Source organism: Haladaptatus sp. W1 (assembly GCF_001723155.1).
Taxonomy (GTDB): domain Archaea; phylum Halobacteriota; class Halobacteria; order Halobacteriales; family Haladaptataceae; genus Haladaptatus; species Haladaptatus paucihalophilus.
The window spans coordinates 1-11,028 of record NZ_MEIH01000136.1 but is presented as its reverse complement, the minus strand read 5'-3'; the positions used below and the strand labels follow the sequence as shown (position 1 = coordinate 11,028).

Genomic DNA, 11,028 nt, shown 5'->3' with positions numbered 1-11,028 from the left:
TGCTCCGTCGGAGTCCTTTGGCTATTATACGGTCGGTCTCTCCGGGGATCACTACATCTACGTCGTCCTCGACGAAAATGGTGACGGGTTTTACAACGCTACTGAACAATACATGAACGTCTCAGTTTCCACGAGCGATAACTCCTTTAACGACCGTTTTCCTGCCGGAAAGACCGCTGGCTTGGATGGAACGTACGACGTGTATGCGGTTAGCGACAATTCCTTCCCTGATAAAACGCTCGACGCTGGCGATAACTTGACGAGCGGGACACCGGCCCAAGTCACCATCGACGGCAGCGCGCCGTGGGTCTCCGACGTGAACCTCACGAACCCGTCGGGCCAAACGCTCGAATTCTCCTTCACGACGAACGAGCAGTTGAACGGAACGTCCGTCTCGCTCACCGGCCCGGAACCGACGACGACGTTCACCAAGAGCGATTTCACCGAAACCAACGACAGCGGAACCTACACGTATACCGTCTCCTACGCTGGGTCGAGTGACGGCGACTACACGGCAGACGTCACGCTCGCCAACGATACGGTCGGCAACGACGCCGCGACCAACCAGTCGGCGTCGGCGCTGACGGACAGCGTTACCGTCGATACCGTTCCGCCAGGGCTACAGAGTATCGAGACGGAGGTCGGGAGCACTACCGCGGTGCTCACGTTCAACGAGAGCGTCGTCGATGAGGGCGGCAACGCGCTCACCGCGGGCGACCTGCAGTTCACGGACGGCAACGGGGGTGGCGCGACGAGCATCAGTTCGGTGAGTCACACGGCCGGGTCGGACACGGCGACGGTGACGTTCGACGCCGCCGTTTCGGCGACCGACCTCGGGAACGACACCATCGCCCCGAATGCGAGTCGCGTGTACGACCCGTACGGGAACGCAGCGGTGACGGCGGCGAAATCGTTGCGGGATACGGTGGGGCCGAACGCGCCGACCGGCGCGTCGGCGTCCGACATCAACGCGAGCAATCAGGGCGATTACACCGTCTCGGTGACGCTGCCGGACGACCACGAGGCAGGGACGGTACAACTGTCGCTCGACGGCGGGACGGTGACGAACAGCACGACGGTCGCGGGCGAATCCGACGCCGATTCGAGCGGCGAGACAGTCACGTTCAGCAACCTCGACGCGTCCGGCCTCCCCGAGGGGTCGATTTCGATAGGTGCGACGTTCACCGACTACGGCGGGAATTCGAACGCCGCGCCGGGACTGGCGAGCGTGACGAAGGACACCGTGCTCCCGGAAGTGGTCGACGCCAGCATCTCGAACGCGCCGATCGGGACGTACGATACCGGGACCCAGCAGACCGTGACCGTCGCGTTCGACGAGGCCCTGAACCAGAGCATCTCTCCGACGGTCGAAATCACGAACCTCAACCGGACCTACGCCGTCACCGGGGGATTCGACGACGCCACGACGTGGACGGGGACGGTCACCATCGCGGACGACGACGAACAGCGGACGGCGACCATCACGGTATCGAACGCGACCGACACGGTGGGGAACGTGATGACCCCCGACGGGTCGAACACGTTTCAGGTCGACAGCACGGGACCGGCGAAGCCCGATTCGACCGCCGCGGGCAACGTCACGCGGAGCAATCGAACCGACTACAACGTTACGGTGAACCTCGTCGCCGACTCACAGGCCGACGAAGTGAGCGTCGAGGTGACGGACGGGACGACGACGACGGTCGTTTCGAACCGGAGCATCACGCCCGGAACCGAGACGGTAACCGTCACCGGAATCGACGTGTCCTCGCTGGACGACGGCGCGATTACGGTGACCGCGCTGGCGCTCGACGGCGGGTATGCCAACACGGAGGGGTACGCCGCACCGACGACGGTGACGAAGGACACGAAACGGCCGAGCGCGTCGTCGATAACCATCGGTGACGGCGAAATCAACGATGCGGACGCCGGAACCGCACGGACGGTGACGGTCACGTTCGACGAGGCGATGAACCGGAGCGTGAGTCCGACCGTGGCAGTCACGGACCTCAATCGAACGTACACCGTCAGCGGCGGGTTCGACAGCGACACGACGTGGACGGGGACGGTCACCATCGCGGACGACGACGAGACGACGACGGGGAACGTCACGGTGTCCGGTGCGGCGGACAGCATCGGCAACGGACTCGTGGCGGCGACTCACGCGTTCTCGGTCGATACGGAGACGCCGACGATAACCGGGTTCGGCGTGACGCACACCGGCGGCGGGACGGTCACGGTGTCGTTCAACGCCAGCGAATCCCTCGACGCGGCGTCCGTCGCTCTCGATACGCCGTCGGGGACGACGACGCTGGGGTCGTTCACCGAATCCGGGAGCGGTCCGTACGAGTACACCGCGACGTATTCGAGCGGCGACGACGGGTCCTACACGGCCACGCTGAACGCGGCGCGGGACGCGGCGGGCAACGACGGGGCGACGGGGCAGTCGGACGGCGTGACCGTGGACACGACGCCCCCGACGTTCGGGAATCCGACGCCCGAGGGTACGACCGTCACCGACAACGAGTCCGTGCTCTCCGTCGATATCGCCGACGCGACCGGGAGCGTCGATGGCGGTTCGATTCGCGTCACGGTGGACGACGCGAGCGGAACGAAGCTCGCCGCCGTCGGAACAACCCACGGCGGCGTGTCCTTCGGCGGCGGGACGCTCACCATCGACCCGACGGCGGCCGGAATCAGGTTGGCCGACGGCGGCGTGAACGTCACCGTCTCGGCGAACGACACGGCGGGCAACGGGAACGCGACCGAGTTCTCGTACGTCGTCGATACGGCGGCACCGACGTTCGCCAACCCCGTTCCGACCGGAACGGTGACGGACAACCGGACGGCGATTAACGTGGACATCGCCGACACGACGACGAACGTGGACGAGGGGAGCATCCGGGTGACGCTCAGCAACGCGAGCGGACAGTTGTTCGGCGGCGGAACCGCAACGGATGGTGTGTCCTTCGGCGGCGGGACGCTCACCATCGACCCGACGGGAACGGGGGTTCCGACGCTGCCGAACGGTACCGTCACCGTGAACGTCTCGGCGAACGATACGGTCGGGAACGAGGGAACGACCGGGTACGCGTTCGGCGTGGACGTCCCTCCGTATGTCAACGGTTTCGCGGCGACGAAGGCCGGAGGAATGGACATCGATGTGTCGTTCGATTCGGCGGACCAACTCGACGCGGTGGGGGTCGCGGTGAGCGGCGCGGAGAGCGGCACGCTCACGACGAGCGACTTCACCGCGACACCGGACGGCAACGGGGGATACACCTACGCGGCGACGTACACCGGGGGGACCGACGGGAACTACACGTTCGAGTTGGTCACCGCGGACGACGGCCGGACCGACGGCGCGACCGGTCAAACGGAAACCGTGCTCGTCGACGACACGGCACCGGCGGTGACCCTCTCGGCACCCGACGGCGGGGCGACCGTCCGCGGCGGGGAGACGATACCCATCGAGTGGACCGCGACGGATTCCGTGAGCGTCGACACGGTTTCCATCGCGTACAGCACCGACGGCGGCGGAAACTGGACGACAGTTCGGTCCGACACGGCGAACGACGGAACCGAGGACTGGACGATACCCGCCGTCGATTCCGGGTCCGTATCGGTTCGCGTCAGCGCGACCGACACGAGCGGCAACGTCGGCAGCGACGCCAGCGACGCGACGTTCGCCATCGACTCGACCGCACCGACGGTCGGAAACTACACCGTGACCAATCCCAGCGGGCAGGACGTTACCGTCTCCTTCGACGCCGACGAGCGGGTGGAGACTATCTCCGTGGCCGTCTCGGGGAGCGAGTCGGGGACGCTGACGAGGGCGGATTTCTCCGAGACGGCGACCGGAAGCGGGACGTACACCTACGCGGCGACCTACGTGGGGTCGAGCGACGGGAACTACACCGCGACGCTGAACGCGGCGGCGGACGACGCGGGCAACGACGGTGCGTCCGGCGAGACGGACGGCATCGGCATCGACACGACGCCGCCGACGATTTCGAACGTCTCCGTCTCGAATCCGACGCGCCAAGAGGTGCGCCTGCGCTTCGATAGCTCGGAACGGCTCTCGGCGGTCCGCGTCACCGTCTCTGGTGCCGAAACGGCCACGCTGACCCGGAGCAATCCGTCGGCGAACGGCGGGACCTACGTCGTCACGTACATCGGCAGCGTCGATGGGACGTACACGGCGACGCTGGACGAGGCGCTCGACGACGCGGGCAACGACGGTTCGAGCGGCGAATCTGGGTCCGTCACGGTGGACGCCACACCGCCGAGCGTCTCGACGGTCAACGCGACGAACCCCGCCGGGAACGAAATTCGGGTTCGAATCGAGAGCTCGGAGCAACTCTCGTCCCTCGACGTCGCCATCTCCGGTGCGGAGAACGAGACCCTGACGCTCGCGGACTTCGCCGAGAACGGCACGACGTACACCGCGTCCTACGACGGGAGTTCGGACGGCCGGTACGACGTGACGGTCGTCGGGTTCGCGGATACCGCGGACAACGAGGGAGCGGCGGGGCAGACGGACGACGTTACCTTGCAGGCGCGCCCGCCGACCATCTCGAACTTCGTGGCCACCAGCCCGGCCGACAGGCGGGTTGTCGTCGGCTTCGATAGCTCCGACCACCTCTCGGCCGCCACCGTCACCATCGGCGGCGAGGAGAACGCCACGTTGACGTTGCCCGACTTCACCGAAAACGGGACGTCGTACACCGCGACCTACAACGGCAGCGTGGACGGAACCTACACGGCGACGCTCGACGAGGCGCTCGACGATGCGGGCAACGACGGGTCGTCGGGGGAAGTCGCCAGCGTCACCATCAACACGACACGAACCGGAACGGGAGGAAACGGGACCGGTGGTGGCGATGGGGGCGGCGGTGGAAGCGGCGGAAATGGAAGTGATGGGAGCGGCGGAAGCGGAAACGATGACGGCGGAAGCGACAGTAGCCCCGGAACCGGTTCCGGGTCCGATTCCACGGGAACCGACGCCGACGCGCACGACCCGAAACTCTCCGTGGATGTCACGCGCGGGACGAACGAGACGACGAACGTCTCCGTGAGGAACGCCGATGCGAACCAGCGGGTCGGCGTGGCGTTCGGCAACGAGACCGGCTCGAACGGCGTGAACCTCAGCCGGTTGAACCTCACCGTCGAGCGGCCGATGGACTACAGTCTGACCGTCAACGCCTCCGCCGCCCGGCTCGGCGACGCGTCCGACTTCGGCGGCCACGCGGTCGGGTTCGTCGAGGTCGACCATTCGGTCCGCGACGCCGACATCGACGGCGCGGGACTCACGTTCCGAATCGACGCCCGCCGCTTCGAGGAGACCGGTATGGACGCCACCGAGGCGGTGGTCTACCGGTACCACGGCGGCCGGTGGAACGCCCCCGACACCAGCGTGGTCGGCAGAGACGGCGGCGAGTACGTCTTGCGGGCCGACTCCCCCGGCCTGTCGGTGTTCGCGGTCGGACTTCGGGACGCGGACCTGCTCTCGGTGACGGGTGCGAGCCTCTCGAAACCGTCCGCCGCGGTCGGCGCTCCCGTCACGGCGTCCGCGACGGTCACGAATCGAGGGAACTGGCTGGCGAACGACTCGCTCGCCGTGACGGCCAACGGGACGACGCTGGCCGCTCGAACCGTCACTATTCCGGCCGGGGAGACGGTAACGGTCACGTTCGACGTGACGCGCGACCGCCCCGGAACTTACGGCATCGCCATCGACGACGTATCGGCCGGGACCGTCGCCTTCTTCAGGGCAGCCGACGAGAACCGGGAGACGTCTCGAACGACGACCACCGACGTCGGGACGACGAAGGAAACCTCGACGGCGACGTTGCGGGCGACGCCCGGAACGACCGAGAAGGCGTGGGATGCAGGCACCACGCGGCAGACGGGCGGCGGTCCCAATGGTTGGCTGTTCGCGGGCCTCGCCGTCGTCGCCGTTCTCGTGGCGCTCCTCGTGAGACGCGTGCGGTGAGTTGCTATCGAGAGAAAGCGACCCATCCATGGGAGCGAGGCGATTATGTGGATACCACGGAAGTCGGCGCTCCTTGTGACGAATTGGTCACCATATCCACGAATAACCCACCATACGTGTCCGGATGACCAGATGCCGGTGGCTAGAAACTGTTTTCGTCTAAAAAAACGTGATTTTTGAAAACGAATGCGGAACCCTTAACCGTGTCGTGGGACTGTGTATAATCGTAATGGCATCCGGTAAAGTTGATTTCTTCAACGATACAGGCGGTTACGGCTTTATAGAGACTGACGACGCGGACGAGGACGTTTTCTTCCACATGGAAGACGTTGGCGGCGAGGATCTCACGGAAGGTACCGAAATCGAATTCGACATCGAGCAGGCCCCCAAGGGTCCGCGCGCGAAGAACGTCGTTCGACAGTAAACTCGAATTTTCGCACCGTCGCCACACGGCGACAGGGCGCACTTTCGTTTCTTTCAATGCACTCGCTCTCCGAGAGCGATGGCTCTGACGGTACGTTCACGGGAAGGAAAACGCATTCTCGAATCGGATTCGACGGTCAGAACAGTCGCCAGAGCAGCGACCGAAGTCGGTAGCCGAGCGACCCGTTTCGATAGCCGCGCCACCCGCTCATGCCGCCCGCGAGCGTCGTGGCGTCGTACCCCTCGTCGTCGAGGACGCTGGTCGCGCGCGTGGCGACGACGCCCATCTTACAGACCGTGATGACGGGTCTGTCTTGTGGGATTTTTCCAAGACGGCCGCGAAGTGCGTCCTCGTTACCCGCGCGAAGTTCGTCGTACACGGGGACGTTGCGGCTCCCGTCGATATGGTCCGACTGAAACGCCTTTCGCGGTCGAATATCGAGAACGAACGGCGCGTCGTTGGCGTCGAGTCGCTCGTCCAGTTCGTCGGGACGAATCTTGCTCATCATTCCCACAATCGTACCGAGTCGTTAAAGCCCTGACGTCATCGGCATGTCCGAGACGAGCGTGTTCGATGGGGTCCCGATGTGCACAGAATCGCACCTCGCACGAAAATAGCGACCGCTGGAAAATTCTGCCTCCCGGAATTGACGGTGAGAAGTCCGCTTCAGTTCGCCGAAGGCGTCATTGAATGTGGCCTTCGCGACGGAGTTGGTCCGCGTCCTGACTCGTGTAGCGCCACTCGATGTTGGCCTTTTCGTCCTGCCAGTCCCACGGCTCGATGAGCACGATGTCGCCCTCTTCGATCCACGTCCGGTATTTCATGCGACCGGGAATGCGGCCCATTCGTTCCTTTCCGTCGTTACATCGGAGCTGTACGTGGTTGCCACCGTTGTGCTGGGTGACGACCGCGAACATCTCGTCGTTGTTTGGCATTCGGAGATTCCGACGCCCTGTTTCTTCACTCACAGGTGGAATATGTGGCGGACACGGTTAAGTGGTAGGTGTCGCTCGATACCGCGTGTCACGGGCGAGATCATTCCGAACGAATCGCGTCCGTGGCTCGTCGTTTCCCTGACCTCACCCCGGGTCGTCCGACCGTCGAAACGCGGATTATTTACTCGCGTCCGAAATCACAATTCTGCCGATATCGGAGTTATGAGGGCACTAAGACGGCCGTAAACCGTGCATAATTATACGTCTCGGGATGGGGCGTTCAAGCACGATGTCAGACACTGGGCAGTCAGTCCAATCCCTGAAGTCGACACTCCCCGATCCGACCGAGGCCGATAACGTACGATATAATCCGTCCTTGGAACAGCTCCGCGAATTCTCGCGGGAGCTGGAGACAACGGCCGAGTTCGGCTCCGCGTCCTACGTCAGCCGCGAGCGGTCGCGCAACGCCGACAAGACGAAGAACGCGGTGGACGAGGAGTTCGACGCGGACGACTTCGCACACATCGAGGATGCGGTGACGTACGCCCGAGAACACGAGATGCTGTGCGTCGACCGCATGATGGGCCGACACGCCGACCACTCTTACCGATGCCGACTCTACGTTCCGACGAAGTACGGTCGAATCGCCCTCGCGTGGGCGAACCTCTTCGAACCGGTCGATGGACCGGGCGAACCCGATTTCGTCACGGTGCAGGTACCCGACTGGGACGAAATCGCCGTCCGCATTCGTCCCGAGGAGGGGATGACCGCCGTGCTCGGCAGCGACTACACCGGTGAGGCGAAGAAGTCCTTCCTCCGGCTGTTCATGTTCCACGCCAAGAAGAAGGGCGGACTCGGACTGCACGCGGGAAGCAAGCGGGTCACGTTACAGGACGAAGACGACGAGCTTCGTGACGTCGGACAGGTGTTCCTCGGCCTGTCGGCGACCGGAAAATCCACGCTGACCGCCCACGGCCTCTGGCTGGACGACCCCGAATCGGCGACGATGCTACAGGACGACGTGTGCGCGCTGCTCCCCGACGGAAGCGTCGCCGGAAGCGAGGGGCACGGTCTCTACGTCAAGACCATCGGACTGGACGAGGAGGAACAGCCCGCGATGTACGACGCGGTAACCCACGAATCCGCGGTCCTCGAAAACGTGGACGTGGACGAGGACGGGACCGTCGATTTCGACAGCGACCACCACACGTCCAACGGACGCGCCGTCATCCGCCGCGACCAGCTCGAATCGTCGGGCGACGACATCGACCTCGATAGGGTCGACCAACTGTTTTTCATCACGCGCAATCCGACGATGCCGCCGGTCTCGAAGCTCACGCCGGAGGAGGCCGCGGTGGCGTTCATGCTCGGCGAATCCATCGAAACCAGCGCGGGCGACCCGTCGAAAGCCGGAGAGTCCATCCGCGTCGTCGGCACCAACCCCTTCATCGTCGGGTCGAAAGGCGAAGAGGGCAACCGCTTCCGCGAGCTCATCGACGACCTCGGCGTCGAGTGTTACATCCTCAACACCGGTCACCTCGGCGGCAAGGACATCGGCGTCACGGAGTCGGTGACCCTCCTCCGCGAAATCGCCCGCGGAACGGTCGAGTGGACGGACAACGAGGCGACGGGTCTCACGGTCCCGAGTTCCGTCCCCGGCATCGACATCGAGGAGTTCGCCGTCGCGGACAACGTTTCCGACCACGAGTCCGAACTGGAACGACTCCGGACCGAGCGTCGGGTGCACCTCTCGACGTTCGATGATTTGGACGAGGACATCCGAAACGCCGTCTACTGACGGACTGACTCTATTCTCCCTCAGTTCAGCGTCTCGACTTCGCTCGTCAAGTCGCTCGGTTCGTCCACCGGACCGTTCACGAACAGCCCGTGGCCGATTATGGCGACGGCGACGAACCCGGCACCGATGACAGACAGCGACAGGGAAACGGCGGTCAGATAGCCGATACTCACGCCGAAGACCATGCTGGCGAGGATGCCACCCAGCACGAGGTCGTAGTACTGCCACGTGTAAGCCATGCTACGAAGTAACGCTCGAAGCTCCGAATAACTAGGGTATCGTCACCCTGTCACCCGCGGCGGGACGAAACAACGGCGTTTTACCCCGCGTCAGAGTGTATCCGAACCGATGAACGAACTCGTGTCCCGCCTCTCGACGGTCATCGACGAACGGCCGACCGACATCCACGAACTCGACGGGGGAGAAATCGGCACCGTCCGTCGGATCGAGTTCGACTTCCGAGCGCCGCTCGTCGTCAAGACGAGCGAGACGTCGCTCGCCGTCGAAGCGACCATGCTGTCCCACCTCGCCAACCACGGCCTTCCCGTTCCCGACGTTTTATACGCGGCGGACGACCTCCTCGTGCTGGAGTACGTCGAAGGCGACTCGACCATCACCCCTGAAATCGAACGGGACGTCGCGGCGCACCTCGCCGCCCTCCACGAGAAAACCGCACCGGCCTACGGTTTCGAATGCGACACGCTCACGGGGTCGCTCCGCCAGCCGAATCCGTGGACCGATTCGTGGGTCGATTTCTACCGCGACCGGCGACTCGTTCACGCCGCGTCCATCACCCGCGAGACCGGTTCACTGCCGGAGTCCGCGTTCGAGCGGGTCGAAGCGCTCGCCGCCGACCTCGACTCGCTGCTGGTCGAACCCGAGGCACCCTCGTTGATACACGGCGACGTGTGGACGACGAACCTCCTCGCGGCCGACGGAGAACTCCGCGCCTTCCTCGACCCGGCGACGTACTACGCCCACGCGGAAATCGAACTCGCGTACGTGGATTGGACGAACACCGTCGGCGATGCCTTCTTCGAGCGCTACGACGACCTTCGCGGCATCGATTCCGGGTTCGACTCGCGCCGCGACGTGTACGTGGTCTATCCGTTGCTCTCACACGTCTACCACTTCGGGGACGAGTACCTGCTGGAACTCGACCGGACGCTTTCGCGGGTGGGGTACTGACGGGCGTCCCCGCCGTCCACCCTCAGTCCTCCACCCCTCTGTCCAGTACGTCGAAAATCTCGGGGAGCCCTTCGATTTCGTACGTCGGTTCGACGGTGAGGTCGTAGTCGGCGCGGTGCGGTCGGCGGATGAACGCGGAGTCCACTCCGGCGTTGTGTGCGGCGACCACGTCGCTCTCGCTGTCGCCGACGAAGAGGGCGTCTTCCACCCCGAGGTCGGACAGCGCGAGTTCGAGGAAGTGCGGGTCGGGTTTCTTGCGACGGATTCCCTCGATAGTGGGCGGCCTACCGTAGTAGGTCTCGAAGTGGCGTCCGAGTTCGAAGTAGTCGAGCATGAACTCCACCGTCGCCTGCTGGTTGGAACTGACGAGTCCGAGCGGTCGGTCGAAATCCGAGAGCATTCCAACGTCGTCGTAGGTCGTGGTCCGTCCCGCTCTTATCTCCTGAAGTTGCGTCTCGGAGGCGGCACTGTCGCGGGCCTTCCAGAACGCGTCCGGGTCGAACCCGTACTCCTCACAGACCCGCCGGAATCCGTCGGGGGTGGCGCTGTGCGTCACCGCGTCGAGGTGGTCTTCCGCGGGGTCCACGTCGAATTCTTCGAACGCCGAAACCGCCGCGTCGCGGAGCAACTCGCGTTTCGGCGGTCTCACGAGCACGCCGTCGTTGTCGAACAACACCGCATCGTACAT

Annotated in this window: 8 protein-coding genes; 4 read left to right on the top strand and 4 right to left on the bottom strand. The window is 64.4% G+C overall.

Annotation, left to right across the window (positions count from 1 at the left end; genetic code table 11):
• Positions 1-5,995 (top strand): PGF-pre-PGF domain-containing protein (locus BG842_RS07750; protein WP_069450333.1); only part of this gene is annotated, 5,995 nt, incomplete at its 5' end.
• Between the two features lie 229 nt (positions 5,996-6,224).
• Positions 6,225-6,419, top strand: a complete 195-nt coding sequence (locus BG842_RS07745) for a cold-shock protein (RefSeq protein WP_069450332.1) — start codon at positions 6,225-6,227, stop codon at positions 6,417-6,419.
• 136 nt (positions 6,420-6,555) lie between these two features.
• Here BG842_RS07745 and BG842_RS07740 read toward each other — a convergent pair whose 3' ends face one another.
• Together BG842_RS07740 and eif1A are read right to left on the bottom strand one after the other, a co-directional pair.
• A complete protein-coding gene (locus BG842_RS07740; protein WP_026177765.1) occupies positions 6,556-6,924 on the bottom strand; it encodes a rhodanese-like domain-containing protein in 369 nt (122 codons plus the stop codon).
• A gap of 178 nt (positions 6,925-7,102) precedes the next feature.
• Positions 7,103-7,387 carry a translation initiation factor eIF-1A gene (eif1A, locus tag BG842_RS07735; RefSeq protein WP_007977950.1) on the bottom strand — a complete coding sequence of 95 codons (285 nt, stop codon included), beginning with the start codon at positions 7,385-7,387 and terminating at the stop codon, positions 7,103-7,105.
• Positions 7,388-7,643: 256 nt separating this feature from the next.
• Here eif1A and BG842_RS07730 point away from each other — a divergent pair, with 256 nt between their 5' ends.
• A complete protein-coding gene (locus BG842_RS07730; protein WP_069450331.1) occupies positions 7,644-9,152 on the top strand; it encodes a phosphoenolpyruvate carboxykinase (ATP) in 1,509 nt (502 codons plus the stop codon).
• A 20-nt stretch (positions 9,153-9,172) separates the two neighbouring features.
• On the opposite strand, the gene BG842_RS07725 is transcribed toward BG842_RS07730, so the two are convergent.
• Positions 9,173-9,391: a hypothetical protein gene (locus tag BG842_RS07725; protein WP_069450330.1), complete on the bottom strand. Its 219-nt coding sequence runs from the start codon at positions 9,389-9,391 to the stop codon at positions 9,173-9,175.
• A gap of 109 nt (positions 9,392-9,500) precedes the next feature.
• Here BG842_RS07725 and BG842_RS07720 point away from each other — a divergent pair, with 109 nt between their 5' ends.
• Positions 9,501-10,340, top strand: coding sequence for a fructosamine kinase family protein (locus BG842_RS07720; RefSeq protein ID WP_069450329.1), 840 nt, complete (start codon positions 9,501-9,503; stop codon positions 10,338-10,340).
• 22 nt (positions 10,341-10,362) lie between these two features.
• On the opposite strand, the gene BG842_RS07715 is transcribed toward BG842_RS07720, so the two are convergent.
• Positions 10,363-11,028 (bottom strand): HAD family hydrolase, encoded by a 666-nt coding sequence (locus BG842_RS07715; RefSeq protein WP_069450328.1) that lies wholly within the window; start codon positions 11,026-11,028, stop codon positions 10,363-10,365.

Bases quoted from the DNA above. Each gene is read 5' to 3' on its own strand.
- BG842_RS07745 (WP_069450332.1), top strand. From the start codon at position 6,225: ATGGCATCCGGTAAAGTTGATTTCTTCAACGATACAGGCGGTTACGGC.
- BG842_RS07740 (WP_026177765.1), bottom strand. From the start codon at position 6,924: ATGAGCAAGATTCGTCCCGACGAACTGGACGAGCGACTCGACGCCAAC.
- BG842_RS07730 (WP_069450331.1), top strand. From the start codon at position 7,644: ATGTCAGACACTGGGCAGTCAGTCCAATCCCTGAAGTCGACACTCCCC.
- BG842_RS07725 (WP_069450330.1), bottom strand. From the start codon at position 9,391: ATGGCTTACACGTGGCAGTACTACGACCTCGTGCTGGGTGGCATCCTC.
- BG842_RS07720 (WP_069450329.1), top strand. From the start codon at position 9,501: ATGAACGAACTCGTGTCCCGCCTCTCGACGGTCATCGACGAACGGCCG.
- BG842_RS07715 (WP_069450328.1), bottom strand. From the start codon at position 11,028: ATGTACGATGCGGTGTTGTTCGACAACGACGGCGTGCTCGTGAGACCG.